The sequence below is a fragment of the Microbacterium sp. W4I4 genome, from assembly GCF_030816235.1.
Lineage (GTDB): Bacteria > Actinomycetota > Actinomycetes > Actinomycetales > Microbacteriaceae > Microbacterium.
Genome location: NZ_JAUSXT010000001.1, coordinates 3,692,720 through 3,708,290 on the forward strand (window position 1 = coordinate 3,692,720; position 15,571 = coordinate 3,708,290).

The following is a 15,571-nucleotide window of genomic DNA, read 5'->3' on the forward strand; positions in this document are numbered from 1 at the left end:
CGTTCAGGTGAGTGCGAAGGTACGGGTGGTCGGGTTGCCGGCTGCGTCGGTGATGACGAGTTCGTTGGCGCCGCGGACGGCGCCGAGCACTCCTGGCTTGAGGGTGGGCAGTTCGAGGTGCGTGCCCGGGATGATGTCGATGTCGTGGCCGTTGAGGGTCACTGTGGTGATGTCATGGGCATCGTCGAGCAGGAACGTCACCTTGGTGTAGCCGTCGTCCTTCTTGACGGTGCTGCGAGGATGGTCGTCCGTGGTGACCGTGGGTGCGGTGGCATCGATCGTGACGTCGAACGTTTCCGGTCGGGGAGGTGTTCCCCGCGGTGTCCTGTGCGCGGTACCGGATCGTGTAGTCGCCGTCGGGCACGGTCACGGTGGCCGTGTGGCTGCCCGAGGTCACACCATGCAGGGCGGTCTGGGTGGTCTCGACCAGTTCATCCCCTGCGTACACGTCCGCGGTGATGCTCGCGAGCCCGACCGCATCGCTCGCCGTCACCTCGATCGTCACCTCCCGCATCGGACCGGCCGCGCTCGGCGACACGAGCGACGTCTCCGGCGCGGTCTGATCCGGCGGGACGAACCCGACGATCTTGTCGCCCAGCGGGATCGGGTTCACGCTCATCGTGTACTGGGTGGTCAACGGGGCGGGGTGGCCCGACCCGTCGCCGATCGTCAGACCGTCCGCACCGGCTGAGTACGGCTCCATGAAGGCGTGCCGTGCGACCTGTGTGCTGGTGCTGGGACGGGCCTGGTACATGAACCAGCGCGTTCCGTCGTGGTCGGTGAACGTCGGTCCCGTGCCCGTGCCGTTGACCTCGCTGTTCTGACTGAGCACGGGCGTCGGGTGCTTCACCCAGTTGGCGGCGTCCATCGGGTCGCCGCCGGTGTAGCGCAGGTAGCCGATGGCGTAGTACGCCGTCCAGTATCCGCTTCCCGAGTAGGCCATGAAGACCTCGCCGTCATCGCCGTAGACGGCGGTCGCGCCCTCCACGACCTTCGGCCACCAGCTGTTGGGGTCCGTGCTCGACTGCGCGTAGCCCTGCATCTCCCAGTCGTACTCCGGGATCGTGATGACGCTGGGGGCGCCGGAGAGCGTCCACGGGTTGACCATGTGGCTGAGGTTGAGCTTCTGGTGGAACCGGGACGTACCGCGTCCTTCCTCCGTGACGAAGGAGACGTAGGTCTTTCCGGCCACCCGGAAGATCGACGTGCCCGCGACGAACTCGGTCGTGTTGAAGCTCGCGTCGTCGGCGTTGGTCAGACGGATCGGCTCGTTCACCTCACCGGTGACGGGGTGTCCCCACCGGCCCAGGAGGTCGTCGCCGTCGAGTGCCTTCAGGACGTACTGACGCTGCCCTTCGGCTGCGCCGTCGTCCGGGTCGGTCGCGGACAGATAGAGATACCACCCCGCGTACTCCTCTCCGACATCTTCCGCCGTGAGGTGATGGATCTCGGGCGACCAGAGGTTGATCAGGTGATCGGGCTGGAAGATCGCCGAACCGATCGAGTGCGACAGATCCGAGGGGTTCGCCACCTTGTGCAGCGCCATCGTCGAGCCGGCGGAGGTCGCGAGGAAGTAGTACTGCCCGTCATGCGTGAACATGTACGGGTCGGCCGCTGTGGTGAGCGTGTTCGTGAACGTGACCTCACCAGTCGGAGCGGCGCTCAGATCCACGTCGGGGGAGACCTTGATCTCGCTCGTCATCGTCCCGCTGTAGCCGGATGCGCCGGCGACATCGGTCAGGTGCCCGAACTCGCCGCCGTTTAGCGTCACGTCGTACGTTCCCGCAAGCACCGTCGACCGGGACTTGGCGGGAGCGATCATGCCCCAGAAGTCGCCGCCATCGATCACGAGGTCGACGTCGTAGTCCGCCTCGTAGCTGCGCCCGTCCTCTTCGAAGACCGCGTACACGCCCTGCAGGAAGGTTCCGCCTCCGATGCCGGCGCTGATGGCGCCGGAAGCGGCGCCGCGGTGTCCCAGCACGACCGGGCCGTGAAAGACGCCGCCGTCGATGGTCACGTCGGTATCCACGCCGGTCGTGACGGCGGCGCTGTCGTCCGTGCCCGCACGCAGCCCTTCCCAGGTGCCGGCATCCACGGCGACGTCGATCTTCGCCGCCGGCACCGCGTCGTTGCGCCCGCCCACGAGGCTGAGGTACGTCTTTCCGCGGCGCGAGAGCTCGGTGACCACGTCCTCTGTGATCGTCAGCGGGTGCCCCATGGCGTAGATCGAGCCGTGCATGGTCGGCGATCGCAGCGTCAGGTGGTCGATGACCGTCGCGCCGCCGAGTCGCAGCATGCCCTCGATCTGCAGTGCGGCTCCGGCGTCGCCGAAGTCGACGTCGCCGTCATCCGCGGTCAGCACGGCCTTCCCGGCGTGTGCGGCCACGTCGGCGTCTCCTGGGATCGTGTAGGACTCCATGAGCACCACGTGCCCGCCGCCCACGAGCGCGCTCACCGCGTCGCCGAGGTCGCCGATCGGCCGGTCCGGGCTGACGCCGTCACCGTTCCCGCCCGGTGCCAGATAGACGAACTGGTCGTTCCGCACCTCGGGGAAGCGGTCGGCGACCGCGTCGATCGTGCTCTCGGCGGCGCCGGGGAGCCGGATGAGCGAACGATGCGCACCGTCCGTCAGCGGCGGGATCGAGATCGCCCGGATCGTGGCCGCTCCGATCCGCATGTCGAGGTTCACCTGCGCCTCGGAGATCCGGACGTCGTTGACGGTGCCACCCAGCAGTCGCACGGCGAGCGCGTCCACGGCTCCGGACGACGAGTGCAGTGTTCCCACGGAACCGCCGGAGATCGTCGCGATCGCGCCGGCGATCGTCCCGTCCTGATCGGAGCCCGCCCAGACCTCCTGCACGGAGCCGCCCGTGACCGTGACGTTCGTGGTCCCGGTGAAGGCGCCGCCGTGCTCGGTGACGCCGACGACCGCGGCGACTTCGCCGTCGGAGACGGTGATCCCCGACTCGCCGACACCGACCACCTTCACCTTGCTGCCGTCGGCGAAGCTGATGCCCGAGCCGAGCACGACGTCGGCATCCCTCGCGCGCAGGTCGAGGGCGCCGGCGTTCGCGAGTCGGACATCGGTGAAGGTGACGTCGCGCCCCAGTTCGAGGTCGGAGTCGGCCGCGAGCGCGATCGAGGCGGAGCCGTCGCCATCGAAGAGGACGCGGCCATTGCCCGCGGCGAGCGCGGTGGGGTCGATGTCCCACGTCAGGTCACCGGTGATCGAGATCGTGCCGCCGTCGGCATTCAACCGGCCGACCGCGGTGGCGAGGCTGGCGCAGGGTGCCGCTTGGGTGCAGGCCGTCCCGCTGCCGGTTTCGTCGACGTGGATGCGGGCGATGTTCGTCGCGACGTCGAAGAGACTCCGCAGCGTGGCCACCTGCGCAGCCGTGTAGTGCTGTCCGCCGTAGCGGACCGATCGGACCTGTGCGACCTCCTCGAGCTGGGTGTCCCGCTCGACGCTCACGGATCGATTGCTGACCGTGATCGCGTCGTAGTCCACGCCGGAGAGTGTGAGATCGACATCGTCGACCACGTTGTTGATGTCGACGGTGTTCACGTGTCCGCCGCTGAGCTCGACCTTCGCGCTGCCGGTGAGATAGCGCGTCGCATCACCGCCGGTGTGGAGCGGCCCGACCCGCCCTCCGGTCATCGAGATCACCGTGCTCCCCGAGTAGTGGTTCTCGATGGACCCGCCGAACAGCTCCTGCACGATCCCCCCGTTGATGGTGATGTGCGAGGTCCCGGTGTACGTCTGCGTGGCGTATCCCTTCGCCCTGCTGAAGCCGGCCACTTTGTAGAACGTCCCCGAGTCGATCGTGATGTGGGAGTCCGCATCGAGCACGTCGTCGGTCTCGGCGGGCGCATGGTAGCCACCCGTGAGGATCACCTGTCGCTTGCCCGCGGTGGGTGTGCTCGTCATCACGACGCGCTGCCCGAAGGTGATCGGATTCCACGCGGCCTCGAAGACCGCCCATTGGGAGTGGACCACGCCGAGGTCCGCGAAGGTGGTCGGTCCGGCGAGGCGGTACTCGATGAACGCCGTGTCACCGAACACCAGGCGACCGGGGAAGTCCGTCTCACCGTCCGTGCTGGTCACCAGGATGTCCCCGGTGTGCGCCGGCTCGGTGATCGACGTGTTGAGGGGGTAGTCGTCCATGAGGACGATGCGACCGCCGTCGCCGGCAATGCGGGTCAACGCCTGGCCCAGCGTGCGCAGGGGCGCGGTTCGTGTGCCGGCGCCCGCGTCATCGCCGGTCTCGGCGGCGACGTATACGACGGCCCCGCCCGCAGCGTGCGCCGGTGCCGGAGCCGCCACCAGGGCGCTCAGCACCAGACCGAGAGCCGCTGCGAACGTCCATACGTGTGTCATCGACAGTTTCACGGGTTCGGTTCCGTTCAGGTGAGTTCGAAGGTGCGGGTGGCCTGGTTGCCGGCCGTGTCGGTGACGGTGAGTTCGTTGGTGCCGCGGATGGCGCCGAGGGTTCCCGGTTTGATGGTGGGCAGTTCGAGGTGTGTGGCCGGTGTCACCTCGATGGTGTGGCCGTTGAGGGTCACGGTGGTGATCTCGTGGGTGTCGTCGAGTACGAAGCTCACCTTGGTGTAGCCGCCGTTCTTCTCGATGGTGTTGCGGGGATGGTCGTCCGTGGTCACGGTGGGCGCGGTGGTGTCGACGGTGATGTCGAATGTGCCGGTGTCGGAGATGTTCCCTGTGGTGTCCTGTGCGTTGTAGCGGATCGTGTAGTCGCCGTCGGGCACGGTGACGGTGGCGGTGTGGGTTCCTGCGGTGACGCCGCCCATGGTGGTCTTGGTGGTCTTGACGAGTTGATCGCCGTCGTAGAGGTCTGCGGTGATGCTGGTCAGTCCGATCGCGTCCCTTGCTGTCACCTCGATAACGACCTCGCGCACCGGGCCCGCGGCCGTCGGCGACACCAGAGACACCACCGGCGCAGTCTCATCGGCCGGAGCGGCGAGCACGTCCTCTCTGAACGTCACCATGCCCATGCCGATCCTGTTCCGGATCCAGGGGCCACCGGCGCCGAAGCCGACATACTCCAGGACCATGCCGGGTGAGACCGGTGCGCTCGTCTCCAGCAGGAGAGACGCGCCGTCCTGCCGCACGGATGTCACGGCGATCGAACTGCCCGCGAACGCGAATCCCGCGCCGGCCTGCGCGGGGATCGTGAGCGGATCCGGATGCAGGAGATGCACGCGCAGCAGCCTCGGGGTGAGCTGCGACACCGCGGACGCATCAGCCGCACGGACTCCGGCGGCGGGCTGACCGCCGATCACGCTGCGTACGGTCTCGAAGGCCCAGTCGCCGAGGTCACGGTAGCCGTTCACGAAGTCGAAGTGGCAGCCCACGATGTCCGTCAGCCCGTTGAGCGTCATGAGCGTGGCTCCGAGATCTCGCGCCATTCTGCGTTGGGCATCGCGCAGCTCGGTCGCGCGCGTGTCGGTGCACGGTGATCGCCTGACCTGCACCTCGAACAACTCGGGGATCGCATCCGCAGACGCGGCCAGGTCTGTCCGAAGATCACTGATCAGCTCGGTCACACCGGCCACGTGAGTGGCCACATCATTGGCATCGTCCTCGCCCTGCACCCAGAAGATGCCGGCGACGTGGTCGGCGAGTCCGCCGTCGACGAGGCGTCCGAGAAGTCGGCCGTAGTTGGTGGTCGGGTCCTGCGGGTCGCTGTCGTTCCGTGCGAAGAACGACACGGGGTGGCCGCCGTGAGCACCGTTCATGATGGCGACGGGTACGCCCGTCTCACGTGCGAGCCTGGCTCCGAACCGGGTTCCCCACTGACCGATCGACCCCAGGTTGAGGACGGTATCGGCCTGCCCGACGCTCCAGCCGCGATCGCCGATCGACACCTGCGGCACGTCGCTGGTCGATCCGTAGGAGCGGACGAAGTGGTCCTGGGCTGCGTACGCGACATCTCCCCAGCGGCGTGCGGAGGCGTTGGACTGACCGTGCACCACGTAGACGTCGCCGCCGACCACGCCCGGGATCGTCCGGATCACGCGTCTGGTGCCCCCGCTCACGGCGATGAGTTCGAAGGTCGTATCGGCCAACGCCACCGGCACCGGGGCTTCGACGTCGAACGCTCCGCCCACGACGTCGAGCGACCGCTCCGTCGTGTCGCTGCCCGTCGTGCTGCGCAGGATGATATCGGTGATGTCCGCCGAGGTGACACGGCCGGCGAATCGAGCGCCGACCTCGGTCGCATCCTGACCATCACGCGGGATGAGCTGCCAGGGTTCGGGAGCAGCCTCGAGCACGACGCCCGCGGGGCGACCGTAGAAAGTCAGGCGGCGTGTGTCCCACTGCGCGGCATTCGCGGCGAACGTCCAGTCGGGGTGGCCGGTGTCCGACTGGCCGATTCCGAGGTCGAGCGCCGCGCGAGAGCTCGCCCAGCCGTTGACCGCCAGGACTGTCGTCGCGGCATCCTCCGTCACCTGGTGAACCTGGAACGAGCCGTAGGCGCCCGCGACGGGGATGTCATCGGCATCCGCCTTCGCGTCACCGCTGAAGATCACACCGTCGTACGTCCCCGGCAGCAGGCGGGAGGCGGTGGCCGTGTAGCTGTTGGGCCACATCTCGATCCAACCGGTCCCATGGTCCACGGGGGGCACCCCGGCGACGTTGGAGCGGACGGTCAGGTCGCGCGCCTCTCGACGGGTCACCTCCGCCGGCCCGGTCGGCAGCCTGAGGTCGCTGGCTTCGCCGGTCGCCTCATGCGCGGCCCATACCCATTGCTCGCCGGAGTCGGATTCCATCTCGAGGCAATAGCCGACACGATCGACGGCGGGGATGTCGGTGGTCTCGAAGTCGTAGGTCGGGTTCGTGCCGTACCAGCCCGGTCCGGCGATGGGGATGTCGATCGAGCGGATCGGCACCATTCCCTCGGTCGCCTGGTGCTGTTCGCACGTCGTTGTGAACACCGGATCGGTCGAGGTCGCCGATGCAGGCGATGCCGTGTGGGTGCTCAGCATCAAGCCGAGCGTGGTGGAGATCGTCACTGTCCGTACCATCGAGGGCTTCATGAATTCGCTCTCAGCATCGGGGCCAGGCCCACAGCTTCGTTGGTGAAGGAGCGTGAGAGTGGCCGTCGTTGTCGACATCTATGTCAGAACAACCTGGTTGTGAAGTTGTCTAGCAGTGGAGCTTAGCCGAGGTGGTCGGCGGGGTCAAGGAATTCGGATGCCGTGCAGCGGTACATGAGCTGTGACGTCATGTGACGACGCGATTCGGCCGGATCATGTAAAGGCGCATAGCGTTTTCGGAGTCCCCCACGAGAGGAAGAACCCGAGTCATGTCCCGTCGCACCACCACCCTCGCAGCCGCCGCAGCAGCGGTCGCCCTCATCGCATCCCTCGCCGGCTGCGCCTCGAACCCCGCAGCCCAGCCGTCCGGCGACTCCGCCGCCGACAAGGTCGTGAAGATCGGCGTCGTGGGCAAGAGCGACCCGCAGTGGCCCGCCTTCGTCGATGCCGCCGAGAAGGAGGGCATCACGGTCGAGCTCGTCGACTTCGCCTCCTACGAGCAGCCCAACCCGGCACTGACCGCGAAGGAGCTCGACCTCAACCAGTTCCAGCACATCGTGTATCTGGCCGGCTACAACGTGGCTTCGGGTGAGGACCTCGTGCCGATCGGCTCGACGGGCATCTACCCCCTCGGTCTGTACTCCAAGAAGGTCAAGGACGTCGACGAGATCAAGAAGGGCGAGAGCGTCGCCGTCCCCGATGACGCCTCGAACCAGGCGCGTGCCCTGCTCGTGCTGCAGTCCGCCGGGCTCATCGAGCTCAAGAGCGGTGGCACGATCTTCTCCGACCTGTCAGACGTCGACGAGGCGAAGTCGAAGGTCAAGGTCATCGCCCTCGAGGCGGCGCTCATCCCGAACTCGCTGCCGGATGTCGCCGCGGCGATCATCAACAACGACTTCGTCACCCAGGCGGGCCTGAAGTTCGAGGATGCCATCGCGCAGGACGACCCGTCCGACGCGAACGCGCTTCCCTACGTCAACATCTTCGCCGCCCGCGCGGAGGACAAGGACAACGAGACGTACCTCAAGCTGGTCGACATCTTCCAGAACGATCCGAAGGTGCAGGAGGGTCTCGCCGAGGCATCCGGCAACACCATCGTGCCGTTGAAGACCCCGGTCGCCGACCTCGAGTCCTCGCTGAAGAAGGTCGAGAAGGACACCGCCGCGCAGGGCTGACCCACTCAAGCGCAGAACTGCGGGAGAATCGGGCGGTGCGCATGTCGCACCGCCCGATTCCCGCGCTCACAGGATTCCCGCACATACAGGGAGAACCACATGGCCATCGTGACCCTCACCGACGTCACGAAGACGTACCCGCCCGCGTCCAAAGGCGATGCCGTCGTCACCGCCGTCGACGGGGTGACCCTCGACATCGAGCAGGGTGACGTGTTCGGCATCATCGGCTACTCCGGGGCCGGCAAGTCCACCCTGGTGCGCCTGATCAACGCCCTCGAGCCCGCCACGGGCGGAACCATCACGGTGGATGGCGTCGACATCACGGCGCTGTCCGAGCGCGAGCTGCGCCGGGTGCGCGGCGGCATCGGCATGATCTTCCAGCAGTTCAACCTGTTCTCCTCCAAGACGGTGCGGGCGAACATCGCCTATCCGCTCAAGCTCGCCGGCTGGGTGAAGGCCGACATCGAGGAGCGGGTGACCGAGCTGCTGCGCTTCGTCGGACTCGCCGACAAGGCCAAGGCCTTCCCCGAACAGCTCTCCGGCGGGCAGAAGCAGCGCGTCGGCATCGCACGTGCGCTCGCCACCCGACCCGCCATCCTGCTGGCCGATGAGGCCACCAGCGCCCTGGATCCGCAGACCACGCACGAGGTCCTCGACCTGCTCAAGCGCGTGAACGAGGAGCAGGGCGTCACCATCGTCGTCATCACCCACGAGATGGACGTCATCCAGACCATCGCCACGAAGGTCGCCGTCATGGAGCACGGCCGCGTGATCGAGCAGGGCGACGTGTTCCAGGTCTTCTCCGACCCGCAGAACCCGGCCTCGCAGAGGTTCGTGGGCACGGTCATCAAGGGCATCCCGTCGCCGGCCGAGGTCGGTGCGCTGCGCCGGCGGCACGAGGGCAGGCTGGTGACCTTCTCGTTCCGAGACGGCGACTCCTCGCAGGCGCAGGTGCTCCTCGAGCTGGCCCAGGCCGGTCTCGGCTTCGAGCTCGTGTACGGCGGCATCAACGACATCCGAGGTCGTGCCTTCGGACACCTCACGCTCGCGATCCGCGGTGAGGACGCCGCCGTCGATGCCGTCCTCGATCGGATCCGCGAACACGCCACGGTCACCGAGATCCAGGAAGGGGCACTCTGATGGATCGCCTCAACGAACTGTGGCCCGAGTTCTGGGATGCCGCGCTCGAGACGCTGTACATGACCACGTACGCGCTCGTGCTGGCAGGCATCCTCGGAACGATCATCGGCGTCGGACTGTACGTCACACGGCCGGGCGGGCTGATGCAGAACCGCCTGGTCAACGGCCTGCTCGAGCTGCTGGTGAACTTCTTCCGGCCCATCCCGTTCGTCATCTTCATCGCCGTGCTGCAGCCGGTCACCCGTGCCGTGATCGGCATCGGCATCGGCACCACCGCGGGCGCCTTCGCGATCGGCATCGCCGCGGCCTTCGCGATCGGCCGCATCGTCGAGCAGCACCTCGTCTCGGTCTCGCCCGGTGTCATCGAGGCGGCTCGTGCGATGGGCGCCGGACCGTGGCGCATCCTGTTCACGGTCGCGATCCCGGAGTCGCTCGGTCCGCTCATCCTCGGCTACACGTTCATCGTCGTCGCGCTGATCGACATGACCGCGATGGCGGGCCTGATCGGCGGCGGCGGGCTGGGAGCGTTCGCGCAGATCTACGGCTTCCGCAAGTTCGAGCCGGTCGTGATGTGGGCGGCGATCATCCTCATCGTCGTGTTCGTGCATCTCGTGCAGCTGCTCGGCACGAAGCTGGCCCGCAAGGCCATGCGGCGCTGACGCGTCCGATCAGCGAGCTCGCGGTGCGTCCTGCAGGGTCCGACGGGTCGTGAACTCGCGCGGCTCGCCGGTGATCGGGTCGAGGAAGCGCAGCTCGCGCGCCAGCAGCTGAAGCGGCCGGGAATGATCATCGGGAGTCTCGGGCAGCAGCTCGGGGTAGAAGCTGTCGTTCAGGATGCCGGCGCCCAGTGCCGCGAGATGCACCCGCAGCTGATGCATCTTGCCGGAGTGCGGGCGCAGCAGCGTGTGGATCACCCGATCGTCGGAATCGATCAGCTCGATCAGGGTCTCGGAGTTGGGGTCGCGCTCGGCATCCACCTGTACGCAGACGCGCCCGCGCTCCTTCACGATGTGGTTGCGGAAGACGACCGGGAAAGGCCGGCCGTCCAAGGCGGGTGCCGCGGCATCCCAGCCGGCCGGCGCCGCGGAGACCGCCTCGTAGACCTTCTCGACCTTCCGCTTCTCGAACATGAACTGGTACGGGCCGCGCGACTGCGGCCTGGTCGCGAACATCAGCAATCCCGCCGTGGCGCGATCCAGGCGGTGTATCGGGGCCAGCTCAGGCAGATCGAGCAGCTTGCGCAGCCGCACCAGGGCGGAGTTCTGCACGTACTTGCCGCCCGGCGTGGTCGGCAGGAAATGCGGCTTGTCGACCACCACCAGGTCGCGGTCCTGATGCAGCACCTCGACCTCGAACGGGATCGTCCTCTCGACCGGCGGTTCCCGGTAGTACCAGACGAACTCGTGCACGCCGAGGGGCGTCGCATGAGGCACCGCCGATCCGTCGCTCGCCACGATCTCGCCGCGGTCGAAGCGCGCAAGCAGCTTCTCGGGATCCAGGTGGAAGAACCGCTCGGACATGAACGCGCCCACTGTGGGCCAGGCGCCCGACATCGGCAGGTGCAGGCGCGTCGCGCCCACGCCGTCGCGCACCGGCAGGGGAGAGGCCATCGCCATCAGAGCACAGCTCCACTCATGAGTCGCGCCCCGATCACGCGTCGAAGCTCAGGCTGAGCTTGCGCAGCAGCCCGGCCAGCCGATCGCGGTCGGCCCGGGGCAGGGCATGCAGCATCTCGGCCTCGGCATCGACCAGGCGGGTGATCGCGGCATCCGCCCGCACCTTCCCGTCGTCGGTGAGGATGACGAGGATGCTGCGGCCGTCGCCGGGGTCGGCCTCGCGGCGCACGAACCGCCGCGCCACGAGCCGGTCGATGCGGTTGGTCATGGTGCCGCTGGTGACCAGCGTCTGCTGCAGCAGCTGTTTGGGGGACAGGGTGAACGGCGCACCCGCGCGGCGCAGCGCGGAGAGCACGTCCCACTCCCACGGCTCGATGTCGCTGCGGTGGAACACCTCGCGCCGGGCCCGGTCGAGTTGGCGCGAGAGCCGATCCATGCGCGAGAGCACCTCCAGGGGCGAGAAGTCCAGGTCGGGTCGCTGCGTGTTCCACGCACCGACGATCCGATCGACCTCATCCGCCTCGCTCATCCGTCCATCATCGCGCACCCGGAGGTGCTGCACCTGTCCAAGCGCACAGGTGCGGTCGTGGCAGACTTATCAGGCGGCTGCGCTGTCAGCCCGGCCGCGGTCCGCCGTGGTGTAATGGCAGCACGACAGCCTTTGGAGCTGTTAGGTCCAGGTTCGAGTCCTGGCGGCGGAGCATGACGGAGAACACGCTCGCGATCATCGTCCTGGCTGCAGGCCAGGGCACCCGCATGAAGTCACGCCTTCCGAAGGTGCTGCACGAGATCGGCGGACGGCCGCTGGTCGGCCATGTGCTGGGCACGGCCCGAGCGCTGGGCGCACAGCACATCGAGGTCGTCGTGCGCCACGAGCGCGATCAGGTGGTCGCGACCCTCGCCGAGCAGTACCCGGATGCGGAGATCATCGATCAGGACGACATCCCCGGCACCGGCCGCGCGGTGCAGGTGGCACTGGAAGCGCTGCCGGCCGACTTCGACGGTGACGTGCTGGTGCTCTCCGGTGACGTTCCGCTGCTGCAGGCCGACACCCTCGAAGCCCTCCTCGCCGGGCACCGGGCGGCATCCGCGGCTGCCACCCTTCTCAGCGCCCATCTCGACGACCCGACCGGCTACGGACGCATCATCCGCGGCGCCGACGGCGTCGTGGAGCGGATCGTCGAGCAGAAGGACGCCACCGACGACGAGGCGGCCGTCACCGAGATCAACGCCGGCGTCTACGTGTTCCGCGCGCCGCTGCTGCGCACATACCTGGCGCGGGTGGATCAGAACAACGCCCAGGGCGAGATGTACCTCACCGATGTGATCGGCCTGCTCCGCGGCGCCGCTGAGCCGGTCGCCGCCGAGCTCGCGGGAGACGCGGCATCCACCTTCGGGGTCAACGACCGCGCCCAGCTCGCCGAGGCGGGCCGCGTGCTCAACCAGCGCATCGTGCGCCACTGGCAGCGCGAGGGCGTCACGATCGTCGACCCGGCGACCACCTGGATCGACGACGATGCGGTGCTCGCCCCGGACGTGACGGTGCTGCCGAACACGCAGATCCTGCGTGCCAGCGTGATCGCCGCGGGTGCCACGATCGGTCCCGACACCACGCTGATCGACTGCGAGGTCGGCGAGGACGCGGTCGTCAAGCGCACCGATGCGAACCTCGCGGTGATCGGAGCCCGGGCGACGGTCGGACCGTTCTCGTACCTTCGTGCGGGCACCGTCCTCGGCGCCGACGGCAAGATCGGTGCGTACGTCGAGACGAAGAACACGCAGATCGGCGAGGGCAGCAAGGTGCCGCATCTGTCCTATGTGGGCGATGCCACGATCGGTCGGCACGTGAACCTCGGCGCGAGCACCATCACCGCGAACTACGACGATGTGAACAAGCACCGCACCGAGATCGGCGACGAGGTGCACACCGGCTCGCACACGGTGCTGGTCGCTCCCGTTAGGCTGGGAGCAGGTGCGAAGACCGGTGCAGGCGCCGTCGTCCGCAAGGACGTCCCCGCAGGCGCGCTGGCCATGAGCGTGGCCCCTCAGCGCAACATCGAGGGGTGGGTCGAGAAGAACAGGGCAGGAACCGGCGCGGCGGATGCAGCCGTGCGGGAACGATCGGCGGAATAGGCGGCTCGGATGGGGAAGAAGAAGAAGACTGTGGCGCTGGATCGCGTGAACGGGGTCGCCCCCGGTCTCATCGCGAAGACCAAGAAGCGTCTGGTCGTCGCGGGCGGACGCTCGCATCCGGCGCTGACTGCCGCGGTCGCCGCGGCACTGGGGCAGGAGATGGCGCCCGTCGAGCACCGCACCTTCGCCTCGGGCGAGATCTACGCCCGCTTCGAGGTGTCGATCCGCGGCTGCGATCTGTTCATCGTGCAGTCCTTCGGGGAGCCGATCAACGAGTGGCTGATGGAGACGCTGATCATGCTGGATGCCGCCAAGCGCGCATCCGCCAAGCGCATCACCGTCGTCGCCCCGTACTACCCCTACGCACGTCAGGACAAGAAGGGCCGCGGCCGCGAGCCGATCAGTGCCCGTCTGGTCGCCGACATGCTCAAGGTCGCCGGTGCGGACCGTGTGATGAGCGTCGACCTGCACGCCGCTCAGATCCAGGGTTTCTTCGACGGGCCCGTCGACCACCTCTTCGCCAAGCCCGTTCTTCTCGAGCACTTCCGCAGCACCCTCACACCGGAGGACCGTGAGACGCTCACCATCGTCTCGCCCGACATGGGCCGCGTCCGTGTCGCCGATACCTGGTCGGACAGTCTGAACGCGCCGCTGGCGATCATCCACAAGCGCCGCGACCCGAAGGTCGCCAACCAGGTCTCCGTGCACGAGATCGTCGGCGCCGTCGAGGGTCGTACCTGCCTGCTCGTCGACGACATGATCGACACCGGCGGCACGATCGTCAAGGCCGCCCAGGCGCTCAAGGCCAGTGGCGCCCGCAGGGTGATCGTCGCCGCCACGCACGCGATCTTCAGCGACCCGGCATCCCACCGCCTGCAGGACGAGGCGATCGACGAGGTGGTCATCACCGACACGATCCCACTGACCGAGTCGCGCCGCTGGGAAGGACTCACCATCCTGCCCATCGCCCCGCTGCTCGCTGCGGCGATCAAGCAGGTCTTCGAAGACGGCTCGGTCACGAGCATGTTCAACGGCGACGCCTGAGTTTCAGAGGGTGCGCAGGCTCCACAGATTCTCATAGGCGGATGCCGCAGGCTGGGGGAATGAACACCCCTCCCGCTCTTCGCACCGGTGCCGCCCTCGCGGGCGTGGCCGGTGCCCTGCTGCTGGCCGGATGCTCGGGCGCGGCGCAGGCCGAGTCCCCGAAGGCCGATCCGGCGCCGACGTCCACCGATTCCACGGCGCCCTACGCCGACGGCACCTACACGGCCGACGGCGCGTACAAGACGCCCGAGACGGTGGAGTCGATCTCGGTCACGATCACCCTGAAGGACGACGTCGTCACCGACGTCGAGGTCACCGGAGAGCCGCTCACCCGGGAGACCACCCGCTACCAGGGGCAGTTCGTCGCCGGCATCGCGGATGTCGTCGTCGGGCACAGGCTCGACGAGCTTCAGGTCGACCGGGTCGCCGGCTCCTCGCTGACCAGCGGCGGCTTCGATCAGGCGCTCGTGAAGATCAAGGACGAGGCCGCGGCCGCGGCGAAGTAGGTCGGTGGCGGCGTGAGCGCGGTCCTGTCGTGAGCATCTGGGGATTCGAGGCGATCGGCACCCGATGGGAGATCGTCGCGGACGAGCCGCTGCCCGCCTCGGAACTCGTCGCGGTCACCGCGGTGATCGCTCGCTTCGACGCCGAGTGGTCTCGGTTCCGGGCGGACTCCGTCGTGTCGCGACTGCGCGCGCACGGTGGCGCTGTTCCTGCTCCGGAGGACGCGACGGTCATGCTCGAGCTGTATCGGGAGCTGTCCACGGCGACCGGTGGCGCCGTGAACCCGCTGATCGGAGCAGGCCTGGAGGCGCTCGGCTACGACGCCGATTTCACCCTGCACCCCGGCGAGCCGCAGGCGGCACCCCGGGACTGGGAGCGGATGCTGCGCTTGACATCGTCCGAGCTGACTCTCCGAGAGCCGGCGACGATCGACATCGGCGCCCTGGGGAAGGGGCGCCTGGTCGACCTGGTCGCAGAGACCCTCGCGACCGTACCCGGGCGCCTCATCGTGGATGCCGGGGGAGACCTGCGCGTCCGCGGTGGAAGCGCGCGGGTCGGGCTGGAGCATCCGTACGACCCGACCTCCGCGATAGGCGTGGTCGAGGTGGCCGACCGGGCACTGTGCGCGTCGGCCGTGAACCGCCGCGCCTGGGGCGACGGACTGCACCACGTGCTCGACGCGCGAACCGGGCGGCCGGTGCGCACGTGGGCGGCGACCTGGGCCATCGCCGACGACGCCATGCACGCGGATGCCATCGCGACCGCGCTGTTCTTCGACGGCGGGGCGGAGCTGGCCGCCCGCTGGGGCGTCGACTGGGTGCGGATGTCGACCGACGGGAGGGCCGAATGGTCGCACGGTTTCGACGGAGAACTGTTCGGGACCGAGCCCGCACCATGACGGAT

At 68.1% G+C, this 15,571-nt stretch carries 12 protein-coding genes and 1 tRNA gene; 8 read left to right on the forward strand and 5 right to left on the reverse strand.

Going from position 1 to position 15,571, the window contains the following annotated elements; genetic code table 11:
• Nucleotides 1-3 precede the first annotated feature (3 nt).
• Genes QF046_RS17540 through QF046_RS17550 form a run of 3 tightly spaced genes read right to left on the reverse strand, consistent with a single transcriptional unit; the run spans nucleotide 4 to nucleotide 7,032 of the window.
• Complete coding sequence (locus QF046_RS17540) at nucleotides 4-201, reverse strand: hypothetical protein (RefSeq protein WP_307372313.1); 198 nt, start codon at nucleotides 199-201, stop codon at nucleotides 4-6.
• The gene (locus QF046_RS17545; protein ID WP_307372315.1) at nucleotides 173-4,378 is read right to left on the reverse strand and encodes a hypothetical protein; all 4,206 of its coding nucleotides are present in this window, start codon (nucleotides 4,376-4,378) and stop codon (nucleotides 173-175) included. Before QF046_RS17545 ends, QF046_RS17540 begins: the two co-directional genes overlap by 29 nt.
• Nucleotides 4,379-4,404: 26 nt before the next feature.
• On the reverse strand, nucleotides 4,405-7,032 hold the full coding sequence (locus QF046_RS17550) for a sialate O-acetylesterase (protein ID WP_307372318.1): 2,628 nt from the start codon (nucleotides 7,030-7,032) through the stop codon (nucleotides 4,405-4,407).
• Between the two features lie 293 nt (nucleotides 7,033-7,325).
• Between QF046_RS17550 and QF046_RS17555 the strand changes: the two genes are divergently transcribed.
• From QF046_RS17555 to QF046_RS17565, 3 genes are all read left to right on the forward strand, one after another.
• Entirely contained in the window at nucleotides 7,326-8,231 is a 906-nt protein-coding gene (locus tag QF046_RS17555; RefSeq protein ID WP_307372319.1) for a MetQ/NlpA family ABC transporter substrate-binding protein, read from the forward strand.
• Between the two features lie 99 nt (nucleotides 8,232-8,330).
• Nucleotides 8,331-9,371, forward strand: coding sequence for a methionine ABC transporter ATP-binding protein (locus tag QF046_RS17560; RefSeq protein WP_307372321.1), 1,041 nt, complete (start codon nucleotides 8,331-8,333; stop codon nucleotides 9,369-9,371).
• Nucleotides 9,371-10,030: a methionine ABC transporter permease gene (locus QF046_RS17565; RefSeq protein ID WP_307372322.1), complete on the forward strand. Its 660-nt coding sequence runs from the start codon at nucleotides 9,371-9,373 to the stop codon at nucleotides 10,028-10,030. The genes QF046_RS17560 and QF046_RS17565 overlap by 1 nt, the downstream gene beginning before the upstream one ends.
• 9 nt (nucleotides 10,031-10,039) lie before the next feature.
• Here QF046_RS17565 and QF046_RS17570 read toward each other — a convergent pair whose 3' ends face one another.
• Both QF046_RS17570 and QF046_RS17575 read right to left on the reverse strand, forming a co-directional pair.
• The gene (locus tag QF046_RS17570) at nucleotides 10,040-10,981 is read right to left on the reverse strand and encodes a pseudouridine synthase (RefSeq protein WP_307372324.1); all 942 of its coding nucleotides are present in this window, start codon (nucleotides 10,979-10,981) and stop codon (nucleotides 10,040-10,042) included.
• 40 nt (nucleotides 10,982-11,021) lie between these two features.
• Nucleotides 11,022-11,516: a MarR family winged helix-turn-helix transcriptional regulator gene (locus tag QF046_RS17575; protein ID WP_307372327.1), complete on the reverse strand. Its 495-nt coding sequence runs from the start codon at nucleotides 11,514-11,516 to the stop codon at nucleotides 11,022-11,024.
• A 100-nt stretch (nucleotides 11,517-11,616) separates the two neighbouring features.
• Between QF046_RS17575 and QF046_RS17580 the strand changes: the two genes are divergently transcribed.
• From QF046_RS17580 to QF046_RS17600, 5 genes are all read left to right on the forward strand, one after another.
• A tRNA-Gln gene (locus QF046_RS17580) sits at nucleotides 11,617-11,688 on the forward strand.
• A gap of 1 nt (nucleotide 11,689) precedes the next feature.
• Nucleotides 11,690-13,120 (forward strand): bifunctional UDP-N-acetylglucosamine diphosphorylase/glucosamine-1-phosphate N-acetyltransferase GlmU, encoded by a 1,431-nt coding sequence (gene glmU, locus QF046_RS17585; protein WP_307372328.1) that lies wholly within the window; start codon nucleotides 11,690-11,692, stop codon nucleotides 13,118-13,120.
• 9 nt (nucleotides 13,121-13,129) lie between these two features.
• Nucleotides 13,130-14,164 (forward strand): ribose-phosphate diphosphokinase, encoded by a 1,035-nt coding sequence (locus QF046_RS17590; RefSeq protein ID WP_307372331.1) that lies wholly within the window; start codon nucleotides 13,130-13,132, stop codon nucleotides 14,162-14,164.
• Nucleotides 14,165-14,223: 59 nt separating this feature from the next.
• A complete protein-coding gene (locus QF046_RS17595) occupies nucleotides 14,224-14,670 on the forward strand; it encodes a hypothetical protein (protein WP_307372333.1) in 447 nt (148 codons plus the stop codon).
• Between the two features lie 29 nt (nucleotides 14,671-14,699).
• Complete coding sequence (locus QF046_RS17600; RefSeq protein WP_307372334.1) at nucleotides 14,700-15,566, forward strand: FAD:protein FMN transferase; 867 nt, start codon at nucleotides 14,700-14,702, stop codon at nucleotides 15,564-15,566.
• The last annotated feature ends 5 nt before the right edge of the window (nucleotides 15,567-15,571 follow it).